6 protein-coding genes are annotated in these 20,554 nt (G+C 58.8%); 5 read left to right on the top strand and 1 reads right to left on the bottom strand.

Annotation, left to right across the window (positions count from 1 at the left end; all coding sequences use genetic code 11):
• Positions 1 to 274: 274 nt before the first annotated feature.
• Both R3D51_11705 and R3D51_11700 read left to right on the top strand, forming a co-directional pair.
• On the top strand, positions 275 to 13,867 hold the full coding sequence (locus R3D51_11705; GenBank protein ID MEZ5900143.1) for an Ig-like domain-containing protein: 13,593 nt from the start codon (positions 275 to 277) through the stop codon (positions 13,865 to 13,867).
• Positions 13,868 to 14,497: 630 nt separating this feature from the next.
• A complete protein-coding gene (locus tag R3D51_11700) occupies positions 14,498 to 14,980 on the top strand; it encodes a DUF1523 family protein (protein ID MEZ5900142.1) in 483 nt (160 codons plus the stop codon).
• A 76-nt stretch (positions 14,981 to 15,056) separates the two neighbouring features.
• Here the strand turns inward: R3D51_11700 and R3D51_11695 are convergent, their stop codons facing one another.
• Complete coding sequence (locus tag R3D51_11695; protein ID MEZ5900141.1) at positions 15,057 to 16,544, bottom strand: PLP-dependent aminotransferase family protein; 1,488 nt, start codon at positions 16,542 to 16,544, stop codon at positions 15,057 to 15,059.
• A 262-nt stretch (positions 16,545 to 16,806) separates the two neighbouring features.
• On the opposite strand from R3D51_11695, the gene R3D51_11690 reads away from it, so the two are divergent.
• The 3 genes from R3D51_11690 to R3D51_11680 all read left to right on the top strand — a co-directional run bounded on the left by R3D51_11690 (position 16,807) and on the right by R3D51_11680 (position 20,390).
• Positions 16,807 to 18,933 carry a molybdopterin oxidoreductase family protein gene (locus R3D51_11690; protein ID MEZ5900140.1) on the top strand — a complete coding sequence of 709 codons (2,127 nt, stop codon included), beginning with the start codon at positions 16,807 to 16,809 and terminating at the stop codon, positions 18,931 to 18,933.
• A gap of 127 nt (positions 18,934 to 19,060) precedes the next feature.
• Positions 19,061 to 19,834 carry a ferredoxin--NADP reductase gene (locus R3D51_11685; protein MEZ5900139.1) on the top strand — a complete coding sequence of 258 codons (774 nt, stop codon included), beginning with the start codon at positions 19,061 to 19,063 and terminating at the stop codon, positions 19,832 to 19,834.
• Between the two features lie 262 nt (positions 19,835 to 20,096).
• Positions 20,097 to 20,390 (top strand): hypothetical protein, encoded by a 294-nt coding sequence (locus R3D51_11680; protein ID MEZ5900138.1) that lies wholly within the window; start codon positions 20,097 to 20,099, stop codon positions 20,388 to 20,390.
• Positions 20,391 to 20,554: the final 164 nt, after the last annotated feature.

Below are 20,554 nucleotides of genomic sequence, written 5' to 3'. Positions count from 1 at the left end.
GTATGGGTCTTGTGTTGTGTGGGCTATGAGTTTGATTTCGCGACGCGTCCGAAGTGGGCATCAGAACGAAGAGAAACAGCTTCAAGGGCTGCGCCGTTTGTTTAAAGCCGGCGTCTCATATCGTGCGCTCGAGCCAAGAATAGCTTTTGATGCCGCGGCGGTGGCAGCGGCGGTGACCGCTGCCGACCAACACGCGGTCCAATCGCAAACCAACGATGGCCACGAAGCTGCAACGAAAGCAAGCGGCGCTAGTAACCCCGGTGCGGGAGAGGCCGTGCCAGAGCCTGCCCACGTTACTCATGACGCGGGTGACGCCGGAAATGCCGAACTCGCTGCAGCGCTTTCGGGTCCGGCCGATAAAGCGGCCGCAACGGTAGTGTTCATCGACAAGCATGTTGAGAATCTTGAGCAGATTATCTCAGCAATCGACCTGAACGATGAGATCGTCCTTATTGACGATACATCTTCGGGACTCGATCAGATGGCCACTTATCTTGCAACTCGTAGCGACATTGGCGCAATTCACATTATTTCGCACGGCACGGAAGCCACGCTCAAACTTGGTTCTGAAGAGCTGACAAACGCCAATCTTGCCGCTCATTCAGACGTGCTGGCTAAAATTGGAGCATCGCTCTCGGAGACGGGCGACATTCTTATCTATGGCTGCGACGTTGCTCACGGCAGTGATGGCGAGTCTTTTGTAAATTTGTTCTCTAATCTGACGGGAGCCGACGTTGCAGCTTCGACGGATATCACTGGTGCTAGTGATCTCGGCGGCAACTGGGTGTTGGAAAAGTCAATTGGCATCGTCGAGGCAAAGACGGTTGCTGACTACGAGTGGCATGGCACGCTGAATTTGTCTGTCACAGCGACGACAAACACTGCTACCTTGCAAAGTTCTTTCGTGCCGACAAACTCAGGGATCACCATAACGGCGCTGACCCTTCCAAACGGAACGAATGGCTCATACGTAGGAACGTTTAGTCAAAACGACTCTAATGTGGGCCTCAAGGACGGCGTCGTTTTGGGCACCGGCAATATCGCCACCTTGCCGAATGCTCCGAGCAACCAGTGGGATGGCAGCGGCAGCGGAGACAACACGACCTATGCTCCGCTTCAGACCATATCTACGGGCACGCAGCGCGACGTTGCACGCATTCAGCTCGCCTTTACGCCTGATGCTGGTGTCAACAAAATTGCAGTGTACTATGTCTTCGGCTCGGAGGAGTATCCCGAGTACGTCGGTTCGTCGTACAATGATGCGTTCGGATTTTTCATTTCCGGCACCAATCCGTCGGGCGGCAGCTATAGCAACACTAACTTTGCTTTGATCCCCGGCACATCCACTCCCGTCTCGATTAACAACGTCAATGCTGGAACCAACTCTGGATACTTTGTCAGTAATGCAGGTTTGGCATCTCCGGCAGAGGTTCTCGATGGCCAGACTGTGCCCCTTAGCGCAGTCGTCAAGCTGGCCACTGGTCAGTCCTATACGGTAAATCTGGCAATCACCGATATCGGCGATGCCAATTGGAACAGCGCCGTCTTTATCGAATATTTTGGATCGTCGTTACGTCTCGATCTCGATGCGAATAACTCGACGGCTACCGGTCCCGACTACCACGCAACCTATACCGAGCAGAGCACGCCGATCAGCATTGTCGACAGTGATGCGTTGATCCAGAACTTCGATTCCACGACCGACATTCATCAGGCGACGATCACCCTTACCAATAAGCAGGCAGGCGATGTTCTCAGCGTCGGCACGCTGCCGACCGGTATTACCGCCACTGTGGCGAATACAGCCACATCGACGACTGTGACGCTCACCGGCGTTGCGTCTGAGGCCAATTATGAAGCGGCGCTCAAGGCGATAAAATTCTCAAACTCCAGCGACACACCATCCACGACGCAACGGCAAATTCAAATCGTGGTCAATGACGGAGATACGAATTCAGGAGTAGCAACAAGCCGTATCAACATCGATCGCGTACCGGATTTGGTGGGCGACAACTTCACGACGAATGAAGATACCTCTTTCAGCGATAACGTGTTGGCAAATGAAACCGACCTTGGCGATACGCCGATCACGTCGGTAGCGGTCACTAGTGGTCCGTCCCACGGTACGTTAACGGCTTTCAATACCGCGACCGGTGCGTTCACATACGTACCGTCCAGCAATTACAGCGGAACCGACAGCTTCACCTATAAGGTGACCGATGCCGACGGTAGCTCCGCAACCGCGACCGCGACCGTAACGGTCAATCCAATCAATGACGCGCCTGTCAACCACATCGCGCCATATAGCGCGACAGAGGACGGCGCCCTGAAACTTAGTGGGCTCTCGGTCACGGATGTGGATGCGGGATCAGGAAATATCACGGTTACGCTGTCCGTCAGCTCGGGCTCCCTCACGGCGACATCGTCCGGCGGCGTGACGGTGAGCGGGTCAAACACGGCTTCGCTTCAGCTTTCGGGAACACTCAGCAACATCAACGCCTATCTGGCGTCGGCATCGGCCCCAAATTACGTTCAAGTTGGTGATTTCAACGGCACCGTTAATCTCACCATGACAACCAACGACAGTGGAAACACCGGTGCGGGCGGTGCGCTCTCGGATACAGATGTAACAACTATTACGATCACGCCGGTTGTGGATATCGCCGCCGACGCGATTACGACGAACGAGGACACCACCGCGAACTTTAACGTTCTGACCGGAACGGGCGGTGCGACAGCCGACAGCTTCGAGGGCACGCCAAGTGTGACCAGCGTGAGTTCGCCGACACACGGCAGCGTGACCTTCCTAGCTAATGGCGCCATAACATATACGCCTGACGCGAACTACTTCGGAAGCGACAGCTTTACGTATACCGTAACCTCCGGCGGGAAGATCGAAACGGCCACGGTTTCGATCACTGTGAATTCGGTCAACGACGCCCCTGTGCCGCAGACGACTAGCGCCTCAGGTAACGAGGACACGACAATTGCGGTTACATTGAACGGCACTGACGTTGATGGCTCGGTTGCAAGCTTCAAAATCGCGACAGTGCCGCTGAACGGTACGCTTTATAGTGATGCAACGCTCACGACATCGATTGGTATCGGGTCGCTAGTCAACGCCCTTAGTAATTCCGCGACGGTCTATTTCAAGCCGAGTACAAACTGGAACGGGGCTACGAGCTTCAACTATAGCGCTATCGACAACGCAGGCCTCACATCGGTTGCCGACGCGACCGCGAGTATATCCGTTGCTCCTGTGAACGATGCCCCGACCTCGATGGTTGTTGCCAACCAATCAGCAGCTGATGGTGACGCGATCTCGCTCAACCTGTCTGGGAATTTCTCTGACGTCGACGGTGATACGCTGACATATGGTGCAACGGGCCTGCCGGCGGGGCTATCCATAAATACCTCAACCGGCATTATAAGCGGAACGATCGATCACCTTGCTTCTGCCACCAGCCCCTACATCGTGACCGTAACGGCTGTTGATGCATCGAGTGTTACAACGCAGCAAACGTTCACGTGGACTGTGACAAACCCGGCGCCAGTCGCATCAACAATTCCCAATGCGACAGGTGCAGACGGCTCAGCCGTGAACTTGGCCGTAGGCGGTAACTTTTCTGATCCCGATGCCGACACACTTACCTTCTCTGTGAGCGGGCTTCCTGCTGGGCTGACGGTCAATTCTTCAACGGGCGCCATAACGGGCACGCTTCATTCTGACGCGTCCCAGGGCGGCCCTATGTCTGATGGAATTTACACGATTTCCGTCACCGCGACCGATAGCCAAGGCGCCAGTTTCACTAAGGACTTTACTTATACCGCTACCAATCCGCCACCGGTTGCTGGCAATGACACGATCACCGGAACTGAAGATACACCGCTTTCCGGTTCTGTAACGGCTAACGACAGTGATCCTGATGGGGACACCGTGAGCTACTCCCTAGTAACGGGAACAGCGCACGGTACGTTGACATTCCAGACGAACGGAACATTCATCTATACGCCCGATGCGAACTACCACGGGCCCGACAGCTTCACGTATCAGATAACGGACTCTGACGGTGGCGTGGGCGTTGCCACCGCTACCCTCAATATCACGGCTGTGAACGATGCGCCTGTCGCTTCGGGTGACAGCTATACGACGTCAGAGGACACGACGCTGCTCGTTGCGGCGCCTGGTGTTCTAGTCAACGACAGCGATGTTGACGGCGACAGCCTGAGCGCGGTTGTGGTGACGGGCCCGGGGCACGGAACGCTGACGCTGAACGGTGACGGTTCGTTCACGTATACGCCGGACGCGGATTACCACGGTTCCGACAGCTTCACGTATAAGTCGAACGACGGCCAGTCCGACAGCGGTGTTGTGACGGTGTCGCTGACTGTGACGGCTGTGAACGACGCGCCGGTTGCGTCGGACGAGAGCGTTGTGACGAGCGAGGATACGGCCTTCACGGGAACGCTGACGGCGACGGACGTTGACGGGGATACTTTAAGCTTCAGCAAGGCGAGCGATCCTGCGCACGGTACGGTGAGCGTGGCGGGTGACGGCAGCTACATCTATACGCCGGATGCGAACTACCACGGGCCCGACAGCTTCACCTATACGGTGAGCGACGGGCAGGGCGGCAGCGTGACGAAGACGGTGTCGATCACGGTCACGGCTGTGAACGATGCGCCTGTCGCTTCGGGTGACAGCTATACGACGTCAGAGGACACGACGCTGCTGGTTGCGGCGCCTGGTGTTCTAGTCAACGACAGCGATGTTGACGGCGACAGCCTGAGCGCGGTTGTGGTGACGGGCCCGGGGCACGGAACGCTGACGCTGAACGGTGACGGTTCGTTCACGTATACGCCGGACGCGGATTACCACGGTTCCGACAGCTTCACGTATAAGTCGAACGACGGCCAGTCCGACAGCGGTGTTGTGACGGTGTCGCTGACTGTGACGGCTGTGAACGACGCGCCGGTTGCGTCGGACGAGAGCGTTGTGACGAGCGAGGATACGGCCTTCACGGGAACGCTGACGGCGACGGACGTTGACGGGGATACTTTAAGCTTCAGCAAGGCGAGCGATCCTGCGCACGGTACGGTGAGCGTGGCGGGTGACGGCAGCTACATCTATACGCCGGATGCGAACTACCACGGGCCCGACAGCTTCACCTATACGGTGAGCGACGGGCAGGGCGGCAGCGTGACGAAGACGGTGTCGATCACGGTCACGGCTGTGAACGATGCGCCTGTCGCTTCGGGTGACAGCTATACGACGTCAGAGGATACGACGCTGCTGGTTGCGGCGCCTGGTGTTCTAGTCAACGACAGCGATGTTGACGGCGACAGCCTGAGCGCGGTTGTGGTGACGGGCCCGGGGCACGGAACGCTGACGCTGAACGGTGACGGTTCGTTCACGTATACGCCGGACGCGGATTACCACGGTTCCGACAGCTTCACGTATAAGTCGAACGACGGCCAGTCCGACAGCGGTGTTGTGACGGTGTCGCTGACTGTGACGGCTGTGAACGACGCGCCGGTTGCGTCGGACGAGAGCGTTGTGACGAGCGAGGATACGGCCTTCACGGGAACGCTGACGGCGACGGACGTTGACGGGGATACTTTAAGCTTCAGCAAGGCGAGCGATCCTGCGCACGGTACGGTGAGCGTGGCGGGTGACGGCAGCTACATCTATACGCCGGATGCGAACTACCACGGGCCCGACAGCTTCACCTATACGGTGAGCGACGGGCAGGGCGGCAGCGTGACGAAGACGGTGTCGATCACGGTCACGGCTGTGAACGATGCGCCTGTCGCTTCGGGTGACAGCTATACGACGTCAGAGGATACGACGCTGCTGGTTGCGGCGCCTGGTGTTCTAGTCAACGACAGCGATGTTGACGGCGACAGCCTGAGCGCGGTTGTGGTGACGGGCCCGGGGCACGGAACGCTGACGCTGAACGGTGACGGTTCGTTCACGTATACGCCGGACGCGGATTACCACGGTTCCGACAGCTTCACGTATAAGTCGAACGACGGCCAGTCCGACAGCGGTGTTGTGACGGTGTCGCTGACTGTGACGGCTGTGAACGACGCGCCGGTTGCGTCGGACGAGAGCGTTGTGACGAGCGAGGATACGGCCTTCACGGGAACGCTGACGGCGACGGACGTTGACGGGGATACTTTAAGCTTCAGCAAGGCGAGCGATCCTGCGCACGGTACGGTGAGCGTGGCGGGTGACGGCAGCTACATCTATACGCCGGATGCGAACTACCACGGGCCCGACAGCTTCACCTATACGGTGAGCGACGGGCAGGGCGGCAGCGTGACGAAGACGGTGTCGATCACGGTCACGGCTGTGAACGATGCGCCTGTCGCTTCGGGTGACAGCTATACGACGTCAGAGGATACGACGCTGCTGGTTGCGGCGCCTGGTGTTCTAGTCAACGACAGCGATGTTGACGGCGACAGCCTGAGCGCGGTTGTGGTGACGGGCCCGGGGCACGGAACGCTGACGCTGAACGGTGACGGTTCGTTCACGTATACGCCGGACGCGGATTACCACGGTTCCGACAGCTTCACGTATAAGTCGAACGACGGCCAGTCCGACAGCGGTGTTGTGACGGTGTCGCTGACTGTGACGGCTGTGAACGACGCGCCGGTTGCGTCGGACGAGAGCGTTGTGACGAGCGAGGATACGGCCTTCACGGGAACGCTGACGGCGACGGACGTTGACGGGGATACTTTAAGCTTCAGCAAGGCGAGCGATCCTGCGCACGGTACGGTGAGCGTGGCGGGTGACGGCAGCTACATCTATACGCCGGATGCGAACTACCACGGGCCCGACAGCTTCACCTATACGGTGAGCGACGGGCAGGGCGGCAGCGTGACGAAGACGGTGTCGATCACGGTCACGGCTGTGAACGATGCGCCTGTCGCTTCGGGTGACAGCTATACGACGTCAGAGGATACGACGCTGCTGGTTGCGGCGCCTGGTGTTCTAGTCAACGACAGCGATGTTGACGGCGACAGCCTGAGCGCGGTTGTGGTGACGGGCCCGGGGCACGGAACGCTGACGCTGAACGGTGACGGTTCGTTCACGTATACGCCGGACGCGGATTACCACGGTTCCGACAGCTTCACGTATAAGTCGAACGACGGCCAGTCCGACAGCGGTGTTGTGACGGTGTCGCTGACTGTGACGGCTGTGAACGACGCGCCGGTTGCGTCGGACGAGAGCGTTGTGACGAGCGAGGATACGGCCTTCACGGGAACGCTGACGGCGACGGACGTTGACGGGGATACTTTAAGCTTCAGCAAGGCGAGCGATCCTGCGCACGGTACGGTGAGCGTGGCGGGTGACGGCAGCTACATCTATACGCCGGATGCGAACTACCACGGGCCCGACAGCTTCACCTATACGGTGAGCGACGGGCAGGGCGGCAGCGTGACGAAGACGGTGTCGATCACGGTCACGGCTGTGAACGATGCGCCTGTCGCTTCGGGTGACAGCTATACGACGTCAGAGGACACGACGCTGCTCGTTGCGGCGCCTGGTGTTCTAGTCAACGACAGCGATGTTGACGGCGACAGCCTGAGCGCGGTTGTGGTGACGGGCCCGGGGCACGGAACGCTGACGCTGAACGGTGACGGTTCGTTCACGTATACGCCGGACGCGGATTACCACGGTTCCGACAGCTTCACGTATAAGTCGAACGACGGCCAGTCCGACAGCGGTGTTGTGACGGTGTCGCTGACTGTGACGGCTGTGAACGACGCGCCGGTTGCGTCGGACGAGAGCGTTGTGACGAGCGAGGATACGGCCTTCACGGGAACGCTGACGGCGACGGACGTTGACGGGGATACTTTAAGCTTCAGCAAGGCGAGCGATCCTGCGCACGGTACGGTGAGCGTGGCGGGTGACGGCAGCTACATCTATACGCCGGATGCGAACTACCACGGGCCCGACAGCTTCACCTATACGGTGAGCGACGGGCAGGGCGGCAGCGTGACGAAGACGGTGTCGATCACGGTCACGGCTGTGAACGATGCGCCTGTCGCTTCGGGTGACAGCTATACGACGTCAGAGGACACGACGCTGCTGGTTGCGGCGCCTGGTGTTCTAGTCAACGACAGCGATGTTGACGGCGACAGCCTGAGCGCGGTTGTGGTGACGGGCCCGGGGCACGGAACGCTGACGCTGAACGGTGACGGTTCGTTCACGTATACGCCGGACGCGGATTACCACGGTTCCGACAGCTTCACGTATAAGTCGAACGACGGCCAGTCCGACAGCGGTGTTGTGACGGTGTCGCTGACTGTGACGGCTGTGAACGACGCGCCGGTTGCGTCGGACGAGAGCGTTGTGACGAGCGAGGATACGGCCTTCACGGGAACGCTGACGGCGACGGACGTTGACGGGGATACTTTAAGCTTCAGCAAGGCGAGCGATCCTGCGCACGGTACGGTGAGCGTGGCGGGTGACGGCAGCTACATCTATACGCCGGATGCGAACTACCACGGGCCCGACAGCTTCACCTATACGGTGAGCGACGGGCAGGGCGGCAGCGTGACGAAGACGGTGTCGATCACGGTCACGGCTGTGAACGATGCGCCTGTCGCTTCGGGTGACAGCTATACGACGTCAGAGGACACGACGCTGCTCGTTGCGGCGCCTGGTGTTCTAGTCAACGACAGCGATGTTGACGGCGACAGCCTGAGCGCGGTTGTGGTGACGGGCCCGGGGCACGGAACGCTGACGCTGAACGGTGACGGTTCGTTCACGTATACGCCGGACGCGGATTACCACGGTTCCGACAGCTTCACGTATAAGTCGAACGACGGCCAGTCCGACAGCGGTGTTGTGACGGTGTCGCTGACTGTGACGGCTGTGAACGACGCGCCGGTTGCGTCGGACGAGAGCGTTGTGACGAGCGAGGATACGGCCTTCACGGGAACGCTGACGGCGACGGACGTTGACGGGGATACTTTAAGCTTCAGCAAGGCGAGCGATCCTGCGCACGGTACGGTGAGCGTGGCGGGTGACGGCAGCTACATCTATACGCCGGATGCGAACTACCACGGGCCCGACAGCTTCACCTATACGGTGAGCGACGGGCAGGGCGGCAGCGTGACGAAGACGGTGTCGATCACGGTCACGGCTGTGAACGATGCGCCTGTCGCTTCGGGTGACAGCTATACGACGTCAGAGGACACGACGCTGCTGGTTGCGGCGCCTGGTGTTCTAGTCAACGACAGCGATGTTGACGGCGACAGCCTGAGCGCGGTTGTGGTGACGGGCCCGGGGCACGGAACGCTGACGCTGAACGGTGACGGTTCGTTCACGTATACGCCGGACGCGGATTACCACGGTTCCGACAGCTTCACGTATAAGTCGAACGACGGCCAGTCCGACAGCGGTGTTGTGACGGTGTCGCTGACTGTGACGGCTGTGAACGACGCGCCGGTTGCGTCGGACGAGAGCGTTGTGACGAGCGAGGATACGGCCTTCACGGGAACGCTGACGGCGACGGACGTTGACGGGGATACTTTAAGCTTCAGCAAGGCGAGCGATCCTGCGCACGGTACGGTGAGCGTGGCGGGTGACGGCAGCTACATCTATACGCCGGATGCGAACTACCACGGGCCCGACAGCTTCACCTATACGGTGAGCGACGGGCAGGGCGGCAGCGTGACGAAGACGGTGTCGATCACGGTCACGGCTGTGAACGATGCGCCTGTCGCTTCGGGTGACAGCTATACGACGTCAGAGGACACGACGCTGCTGGTTGCGGCGCCTGGTGTTCTAGTCAACGACAGCGATGTTGACGGCGACAGCCTGAGCGCGGTTGTGGTGACGGGCCCGGGGCACGGAACGCTGACGCTGAACGGTGACGGTTCGTTCACGTATACGCCGGACGCGGATTACCACGGTTCCGACAGCTTCACGTATAAGTCGAACGACGGCCAGTCCGACAGCGGTGTTGTGACGGTGTCGCTGACTGTGACGGCTGTGAACGACGCGCCGGTTGCGTCGGACGAGAGCGTTGTGACGAGCGAGGATACGGCCTTCACGGGAACGCTGACGGCGACGGACGTTGACGGGGATACTTTAAGCTTCAGCAAGGCGAGCGATCCTGCGCACGGTACGGTGAGCGTGGCGGGTGACGGCAGCTACATCTATACGCCGGATGCGAACTACCACGGGCCCGACAGCTTCACCTATACGGTGAGCGACGGGCAGGGCGGCAGCGTGACGAAGACGGTGTCGATCACGGTCACGGCTGTGAACGATGCGCCTGTCGCTTCGGGTGACAGCTATACGACGTCAGAGGATACGACGCTGCTGGTTGCGGCGCCTGGTGTTCTAGTCAACGACAGCGATGTTGACGGCGACAGCCTGAGCGCGGTTGTGGTGACGGGCCCGGGGCACGGAACGCTGACGCTGAACGGTGACGGTTCGTTCACGTATACGCCGGACGCGGATTACCACGGTTCCGACAGCTTCACGTATAAGTCGAACGACGGCCAGTCCGACAGCGGTGTTGTGACGGTGTCGCTGACTGTGACGGCTGTGAACGACGCGCCGGTTGCGTCGGACGAGAGCGTTGTGACGAGCGAGGATACGGCCTTCACGGGAACGCTGACGGCGACGGACGTTGACGGGGATACTTTAAGCTTCAGCAAGGCGAGCGATCCTGCGCACGGTACGGTGAGCGTGGCGGGTGACGGCAGCTACATCTATACGCCGGATGCGAACTACCACGGGCCCGACAGCTTCACCTATACGGTGAGCGACGGGCAGGGCGGCAGCGTGACGAAGACGGTGTCGATCACGGTCACGGCTGTGAACGATGCGCCTGTCGCTTCGGGTGACAGCTATACGACGTCAGAGGATACGACGCTGCTGGTTGCGGCGCCTGGTGTTCTAGTCAACGACAGCGATGTTGACGGCGACAGCCTGAGCGCGGTTGTGGTGACGGGCCCGGGGCACGGAACGCTGACGCTGAACGGTGACGGTTCGTTCACGTATACGCCGGACGCGGATTACCACGGTTCCGACAGCTTCACGTATAAGTCGAACGACGGCCAGTCCGACAGCGGTGTTGTGACGGTGTCGCTGACTGTGACGGCTGTGAACGACGCGCCGGTTGCGTCGGACGAGAGCGTTGTGACGAGCGAGGATACGGCCTTCACGGGAACGCTGACGGCGACGGACGTTGACGGGGATACTTTAAGCTTCAGCAAGGCGAGCGATCCTGCGCACGGTACGGTGAGCGTGGCGGGTGACGGCAGCTACATCTATACGCCGGATGCGAACTACCACGGGCCCGACAGCTTCACCTATACGGTGAGCGACGGGCAGGGCGGCAGCGTGACGAAGACGGTGTCGATCACGGTCACGGCTGTGAACGATGCGCCTGTCGCTTCGGGTGACAGCTATACGACGTCAGAGGATACGACGCTGCTGGTTGCGGCGCCTGGTGTTCTAGTCAACGACAGCGATGTTGACGGCGACAGCCTGAGCGCGGTTGTGGTGACGGGCCCGGGGCACGGAACGCTGACGCTGAACGGTGACGGTTCGTTCACGTATACGCCGGACGCGGATTACCACGGTTCCGACAGCTTCACGTATAAGTCGAACGACGGCCAGTCCGACAGCGGTGTTGTGACGGTGTCGCTGACTGTGACGGCTGTGAACGACGCGCCGGTTGCGTCGGACGAGAGCGTTGTGACGAGCGAGGATACGGCCTTCACGGGAACGCTGACGGCGACGGACGTTGACGGGGATACTTTAAGCTTCAGCAAGGCGAGCGATCCTGCGCACGGTACGGTGAGCGTGGCGGGTGACGGCAGCTACATCTATACGCCGGATGCGAACTACCACGGGCCCGACAGCTTCACCTATACGGTGAGCGACGGGCAGGGCGGCAGCGTGACGAAGACGGTGTCGATCACGGTCACGGCTGTGAACGATGCGCCTGTCGCTTCGGGTGACAGCTATACGACGTCAGAGGATACGACGCTGCTGGTTGCGGCGCCTGGTGTTCTAGTCAACGACAGCGATGTTGACGGCGACAGCCTGAGCGCGGTTGTGGTGACGGGCCCGGGGCACGGAACGCTGACGCTGAACGGTGACGGTTCGTTCACGTATACGCCGGACGCGGATTACCACGGTTCCGACAGCTTCACGTATAAGTCGAACGACGGCCAGTCCGACAGCGGTGTTGTGACGGTGTCGCTGACTGTGACGGCTGTGAACGACGCGCCGGTTGCGTCGGACGAGAGCGTTGTGACGAGCGAGGATACGGCCTTCACGGGAACGCTGACGGCGACGGACGTTGACGGGGATACTTTAAGCTTCAGCAAGGCGAGCGATCCTGCGCACGGTACGGTGAGCGTGGCGGGTGACGGCAGCTACATCTATACGCCGGATGCGAACTACCACGGGCCCGACAGCTTCACCTATACGGTGAGCGACGGGCAGGGCGGCAGCGTGACGAAGACGGTGTCGATCACGGTCACGGCTGTGAACGATGCGCCTGTCATTGGCCCGTTCATACCGCCCAAATCAAGCGACGGTCAGACGATTGAATTCGACGTATCTCGGTTAGTAAGTGATGTTGATGGTGACCAAGTTACCTACACAGCTTCAGGTCTCCCGCCAGGCTTGGCTATTGACCCGAACTCCGGCGTAGTATCCGGCACCTTGAAGCATGATTCTTCGAACAGCGGTCCCTATACTGTAACGTTTACCGTCGACGACGGTCACGGCGGCAAGACCACACGTACGGTGGATTGGTCGATAGAGAATCCGGCGCCGATCGCGCAGAGCGATACCGCTTCAACCGTAGCTGGGCGCGCCACGGTTATCGACGTTCTTGACAACGATACCGACCCTGATGGTGACCCTATTTCGGTTGTGGCGGCGCAGGCGGCCCACGGAAGCGTCCAAATTCTCGCGGACGGCTCGCTTCGGTACACACCGAAACCCGGGTACATCGGAAAGGATCGCATCACATATTGGATAGATGACAGCGACGGTGGCCGAGCCAAGGCATTCGTGACCATCGATGTCGCAGCGAACGACTATGTCTACCAATCAGAGGTCTTTGGCTTCGAAGGGCCTGAATGGCCTTCGTATCCCGAAGCAATTGCTCCGCGGGAGGCGCTAGTCGCTGACGGCGCGGTCATCGAAGCTGTTTTTGACATTGAATCCCTGCGATCAATCGCTGGCAGCCTTGGCGCCGATGGTGTTGTGCTTGCGTCCGTAAACAGCGCCAGGTCACTGAACGGTATCTGCACCCTTGGCAACAGAGGAAGTGTGTTAGAGGTCATCGCTGCCGAGCGGTCCAGAGAGTTAGCCGCAAGAGCCGGGCTGGCCGACGTTAGGCTCTTTCGAATGTCCGAACCTCTTCTCGGCTTCTCCATGCGTCACAACGTGCCTGGCAATCTAGGCGGCCTCAGCGATCGCGAGCAGATCGTGATAGACAGTTCGGTGTGTGACGGCACTCTAATCATTCAGATTTCGAATACGATAGAGGCCGGAACCCGTCGTATCGTTGATTATCGCGTGACGCGCAGCGACGGAACCGAGATTCCGGACTGGCTGCAACGCGCCGACAATGGGCTCTTTATTGGTCGTCGCGCAGCCGACGCAGAAACCCTGAAGCTCAAAATCGAAGCCGTTTATTCCGACGGAACCGTCGTCATCGAGCGGGTAGAGATTGACGCCATCACTGGCGAAATCCGGCCGCAAAACTGGAAGGAAGGCCTCAATACGCCACGCTTATTCAAGGACCAGATCAACGCGCCCCCGATGCTGACATTTGCACAGATTGAGTCGTTGGGTAAGGCGTTGACGCCTTAGGAGATCTGCGACCCCACGCTTTGTCGTTGCCGCGCTGGTACGAGCTTTTGGATGGCGACGATCGATACTACGCTACGCAGGCAACCGAGCGCGATGCGAAGTTTTCGTCGGCCGAATGGTGCTGGTGAGTAGCCCGACGGACGTCGCGACGCTCGAGTGGGCTGCTGCGTCCACTTCCCGGCCACCCGTCGGGAAGAGTTTTGATCACGAATCCGGCCTTCAAGTCTCTAAATCTGACACACATCCGTTGATGTGGGACAGGAGGAACTTCGCCGACCCATTCCACTTGGCGAGTGGGGATTCAGCTGTCTCCAACGCGACGGTGCGCGCTCGATCGAGCCTTTCAGCGCTATTTTGAGCGCGTAGGCTATGTGGCATGCATCGAATCAGCGAGTGAACGGCCTTGACCAGGATTTTCGTCGCGTGAACGCTGCGGCTATGCGAACATCATCTGCCCGGTTCGCGAGATTTGGGGAGAGCACAAAGTTGAGGGTGTTGCACGACGATGAAACCGCATCGAGGTTAGAAGAGGTTTAGGCCATGCTACAGGCTTGGGTGTCGATCGGTTACTTTTTCCTTCTCGCAATCCTCGTGCTTGCGTTTAGCTTGTGGCGACGGGGGAATGCAGTATTGGCAGTCGCTGCGCTCGTCTTGGGTATCCCGCTCTGGTTTGGATGGGAATACGCACGCCCAACATGGACAACGGGCGTCATCACAGGAACGGAGGTACGTCGCAGCGATCCCGATGCTCGCGGGAATACGTCCGATGTCGAATATATCTACATGCGTAATCGATCCGACCGAGGGCTTGAACTCGTCAACGACGATTCCTGGTGGTGGCTGAAGCGGAACAGCGAGCGTGTCTTCAATGATGCGAAAACCGCCCAGGCGCGCGATACGGAAATGACGCTCATGTGGAATCGCTGGCGATCCACACTCTTCAGTTGGTATCCAAACGTGATTGCGATCGGACCCGCTGGCTCATGGCCGTTTTGGTCGCTGCGCACGATCGTCTTCTATGGCCTTTCTGTTATCCTGTGGCTCGGCTACTTCTACGCCTTCTTCAGACTGAGCCGATCGACGACGTTGCCACCGACCCATGCGGATGAGTGACACGGAAGAGGCTCGTAGCCGCCACCTTCTTGGTGGCCACCGTTGCTCACATTGCTCTAGTGAGGGCTAGTGGCATCTATTCGGCCGCTGCTGTTTGCGGCTTTGCGCGATGAAGAACTTTCTGAAGGATGGCAACTGCCTTTGTAATTTCTTCTTCATGGATCGACGAGTAGCCGAACAGAAGGACGTCATCTCGCGCCTTTGGATTGAAATCGAACGAGGCTCCGCTCTTCAAAGAGTACACCCCAACGCCGTTCTGCCGAGCACTTATCTGGACGATGCTTGCGGGCGGACAGTTTTGCGGCAGCCGCCAAGTTAAATGCAGACCTGCCGCTGTTCCTGAAATAACCGGGTATTCAAACGTCGCGGTCAACGCTTTGACGAGACAGTCCCGCCGCAGCTTGTAAGCGTGCTGGGAGCGGCGCAAGTGTCTGTAGAAGTGCCCTTGGGATAGGAAATCAGCTAACGCGGCTTGCTCCAGCCAACTTTGGCCGTTGCTCATTTGCGCCTTCAGCATCCGCGCCTTGTTCCAATACTCCCGAGGGAGCACGGCAAAGCCCAATCTTATGCCTGCACCGACTGATTTTGAGAACGTGCCCATGTAGAAGACTTTGCGACTGCGGTCGAGGCCGGCAAGTGCCGTTTGGGGCGGGCCGTCGTAGCGAAAGTCACTATCGTAATCGTCTTCTATGATCAGGCTGTCGGTTTCCTGCGCCCATTGCAACAGCGCGATACGGCGTTTGAGCGTAAGCGTGACGCCCGTTGGAAACTGATGCGAAGGCGTGACGTAGAGGAGGCTGCCTTTGGTCTGAGGCAAGTCGTCAACCCGAAGCCCATCTTCGTCGACGGGAACAGGGTGGATCTTTTTTTCGGTGCTCTGAAACAGGAACGACGCACCCAGATAGCAAGGATTTTCGATGCACAGCTGTGTCGTGCGATTGGCGACGAGGCGATAAATAAGGTTTAGCGCATCCTGTCCGCCATTGGTGACGATGATCTGCTCTGGCGAAACATGCATACCTCGCGCCTGCGCAAGATGATTTGCGATAGCCTCGCGCAACTCGGGCAGCCCTGCGGGATCGCTATAGTCGGTAAAATGACCGCTTCCCGATGAGAGCCGCTTGTTGATCAAGCTGCGCCATGTCCTGATTGGAAATAGCGCTGGATCCGACCGGCCGACCCAGAAGTCGATTGCGGGACGGTCATTACCGCCGCCGGGGCTTCCGGCGAAACACAGGACTGGCTCGGCCTCGTCATCTTGTGGAACATCGAGAAGCCGTTTCTGCGGTACCCCCGAAACGAGTAATGTCTCCTCCGGAAGAACCTCGCAGACAAATACGCCGGCGGTGCCTCGCGAACTCGCATAGCCTTCGCTAATCAGCCGGTCATAGGCGAGCGAGACGGTGTTTCGAGAGATGCGATAGGACTGAGCGAGGTGGCGGCTGGGGGGCAAAGCGCCGCCGCCTTTCAGAACGCCGCTGAGGATGAGTTCGCGCACCTGCTCAAAAAGCTGGGCCTGAAGGGAAAGGGCAGCCTCTGGATCGAGCGACAGATTAAGGTCCAAGCCGGATTTTCCTCGAACCGATACTTCTTCGTTTGGCCAGATAATAGAGCAATTTTCGGGGTCTCTCTAGTGCCAAGAACCGCTGTTTAGTGGTGCCAAGGTGAGGGAGTGCGACTGCAAAATCAATATGTCAAACTCCTTGGCCCTATAAATTTTTTGCTTTTGGCACTTGGTTAGCGCCAATTCTTCGGCTTTTCTGAAGCCACGTGGCTTGCGCGACCGGCGCGCTGCGCAGTCGAAACAAGTAAATGCGAGGAAAACCATGAACGAGCGTGTCTCGACGACAACGTCCTTCGGTGCTTGCCCTCATGACTGTCCCGATACCTGCTCGATGTTGTTCGAGGTGGAAGGGAACAAACTCAAGAGCGTGCGGGGCAATCCCGACCATCCCATGACGCGCGGCGGCCTGTGCGTGAAGCTCAAGGATTACGAGTCGCGCCACTATCACCCTGACCGCGTGCTCTACCCAATGCGGCGGACCGGGCCTAAGGGTTCCAAGCAGTTCGAGCGCATCACGTGGGATGAGGCGTTGGACGAGATCGTGTCGCGCTGGAAAGATATTATCGCGGAGCACGGTCCACAGGCGATCATCCCCTACAGCTACCTCGGACATCAAGGTCTGGTGCATGGCCTTAATGGTGGAGATGCGTTTTTCAACCGTCTTGGTGCGACCGTATGCGAGCGCACATTCTGCGGTGAAGGCTCCTGCACGGCCTGGCTACTGACACTAGGGCCAACCGCTGGCGTCGACCCGGAGAGCTATATCCACTCGAAGTACATCGTGATCTGGGCCTGCAATAGCGTCAGTACTAATCTCCATCATTGGGCGATCGTCAGGGATGCTCAAAAGCTCGGCGCAAAGGTCGTTGTCATCGACGCCTATGCATCGCGGACCGCCAAGGAAGCCGACTGGCACATCTGCCCGAAGCCTGGCACCGATGGCGCGCTAGCAATGGCGCTCGTCAACTCGATCATCGAACAGGGGCTCGTGGATCAGGACTATGTCGACAATTACACGGTCGGGTTTGACGAGTTGAAGGAGCGGGCCAGTACGCGGACACCGGAGTGGGCGGAGAAGATCACCGGTGTTCCTGCTGCCGATATCAAGAAGCTCGCACGCGAATTGGCTACGACACAGCCGGCCGCCATCCGCATCGGCGTGGCTCTCGAGCGCCATTACGGCGGCGGCCAGACTATTCGCGCTGTCAGTTGCATTCCGGCATTAACCGGTGCCTGGCGTCACGTTGGAGGTGGGATCACCCAATTCTCGGTCTGGGAACATCCCTACAAGTTCGACGTCATCTGCCGCCCAGACCTGATCCCGCCGGGAACGCGCGTGGTCAACAATCTTCAAATTGGCCGCGCGTTGACGGGCGAGATCCCGCTCGACCCACCGATTAAATCCATGATGTGCTGGAATTCGAACCCCGTTACGCAGGCACCGGAGACGGACAAGATCGTCAAAGGACTGATGCGCGAGGATCTCTTCCTCGTCTCTGCCGAGCACTTCATTTCAGACACCGCGTCCTATGCCGATATCGTGCTGCCTGCATCGATGGGCGCGGAGATGGAAGACATGATCCTGTCTTGGGGCCATCTCTATCTCACCTACAACGCCAAGTGTGCAGAAAGCCCGGGAGAGGCAATCCCGAACAACGAAATCTTCCGTCGGCTTGCGGCCAGGTTGGGCTTCGAGGAGGAAAACTTCAAATGGTCGGATAGCGAGTGCCTTGAGAACTATGTCGATTGGTCGGCACCCGCGTGCGAAGGCATCGATCTCGACTATCTGCGCAAGCACGGGTATGCGCGGCTAAATGTTGGCACCAAGGATGATCGCGCGCGTCACAAGGAAGGGAACTTCCCAACGCCAACTGGCAAGTGCCATTTCCTCGTGGAAGGTGCCAGCAACTTCGTCGCTGGTCCTTTCCGTCAAATGTACGAAGGCTTCCAGCCTGGAGAGCCGCTCGACTCGCTTCCCGATTACGTGGGCCCGCGCGAGACGGCAGCCACCAATCCAGAACTAGCAAAGAAATATCCGCTCAATATCGTATCGCCGAAGAGCCACGGCTTCTTGAACTCCTGCTACGCCAATATGGAACAGAAGATCAAAGGGCAGGGTGATCAGTTCGTTCTGATCAATGCAGCGGACGCTGAATCGCGCGGTATCGTCGAGGGAGACCGCGTGAAAGTCGAAAACAGTCGCGGTGCTTTCAAGGGCGTCGCGCGGATTACCGGTGACGTCAATCCGGGCGTTGTGGTTGCTTCGCTGGGATACTGGCGTCAGCTCAACGATGGAACGGTCAACAGTATCAGTTCGGCAGAATTTACGGACATGGGCCACGCGCCCTCGTTCTCGGACAATCTTGTGCAGGTGAGCCGAGCCAACTGACGGGAAGTCTGGCGCCGTGAGCGATCGGCGCCAGACGCCTCAGCCCGACAGGCACGTCTTGAACCAATTCTGGCGTTTCGCCGGTCGTCCTCGGCCGGCACGGCCCTCTATTGTGAGTTTCGCAGCCATGAGTGCATTCACAAGTGAACGGGTGCAATCGGTCCAGCATTGGACCAATACACTCTTCAGCTTCCGAACGACCCGCAGTCCGTCGCTACGCTTCGAGTCCGGGCAGTTCGTCATGATTGGCATTGAACACAATGGACGCCCTGTGACCCGCGCGTACAGCATCGTCAGCTCGAATTATGATGATCATCTGGAATTTCTGAGCATCAAGGTTCCCGATGGTGCGCTCACTTCCCGCCTACAGCATATCGATAGGGACGATGTGATCCTTGTTGGGAAAAAGCCGACTGGGACGCTTCTTATCGATCACCTGCGTCCTGGCCGCAACTTGTACCTTCTTGCAACCGGAACCGGCCTTGCGCCCTTCATGAGCATCATCCGTGACCCGTCCACCTACGAGCGCTTTGAGCGAATTGTGTTGGTGCATGGATGCCGGAATATCGCTGAACTCGCCTATTCCGAGACTATTACGAGCGAATTGCCGAAACACGAACTCATAGGGGAACTGGTGCGCGAGCAGCTCGTCTACTACCCCACCGTTACGCGTGAGCCTTTCAAGAACCGCGGACGCATTACGGATCTCATGAAGTCGGGCCGATTGTACTCGGAAATTTCCACACCGAGCCTGTCAGCAGACCTCGATCGGGTCATGCTGTGCGGTAGCCCTGAGATGCTGCACGAAATAAAGCCCTACCTCCTGGATCTGGGATTTCACGAAGGCAGCGCGAGCACCTCCGGGGAATTCGTCATCGAGAAGGCATTTGTCGAGAAGTAGCGATATGCCGTTAGCGTCCAGAAGGCTGAGCTTAAAAGCGCCTGGGCCAAAAGTGTTCGTACAAAGAAAATCAGTTCAAGCCGGGCGATCAGTATATTGACTACATCGTCGGCGTCGGTCGCTCACCGCCAGCAATGCCTCCAACTATTTCAATGTCCTACCGCCGACGGGCGAGACTGCGCTCTTTGTCGGCTCTTCCAGTGGCAACGACTACGAACAGCGCCTTTCTCAACCGGGCGACTATCGTGTCCGGGTATACCTGATGAGGAATGCCGCGCGGCGCAACGAGAGTTCGCGATATACGATTAAGATCGGTGTGACGGGCGGCGGCACTGCAGGTGGCGGCTCAGGAGGCTTAGTCCCAATCGAGGACCTCAAAGGTATGGACGCTGTAAAGGCGATTGACGCCATGACCTCCCGCGGTTTTGCTGGGGTCGATGAAAGCCAAGCGGATGGCGGCGCCAAGATGAAAACCGAAAAGAACAGCGATCTATTCACCGTCACCATCGGTTCTGAGCGGTTTGAGATACCGGAAGCCGTGATGGCAGGCGGCTGACGCATGCACGCGACTAGGGCCGACATTTTACCTCAAGTTTTGACACGGCCGGGGCCGGCCAACCAGCTGACGCCCCCAAAACCTGAACGATTGTCAGATCCATGCCGGGTTCTGGGTGCTTCCATCAAAGCTATCGTTGTCAGTCGCTATGGCCTATGGCAATG

This window comes from Hyphomicrobiaceae bacterium (assembly GCA_041397645.1).
GTDB lineage: Bacteria > Pseudomonadota > Alphaproteobacteria > Rhizobiales > Hyphomicrobiaceae > Hyphomicrobium_B.
This window is presented reverse-complemented; position numbering and strand designations above follow the sequence as displayed.

Excerpts from the sequence above, each read along its gene's own strand:
- R3D51_11690 (MEZ5900140.1), top strand. The coding sequence starts at position 16,807 with ATGAACGAGCGTGTCTCGACGACAACGTCCTTCGGTGCTTGCCCTCAT.
- R3D51_11685 (MEZ5900139.1), top strand. The coding sequence starts at position 19,061 with ATGAGTGCATTCACAAGTGAACGGGTGCAATCGGTCCAGCATTGGACC.
- R3D51_11680 (MEZ5900138.1), top strand. The coding sequence starts at position 20,097 with ATGAGGAATGCCGCGCGGCGCAACGAGAGTTCGCGATATACGATTAAG.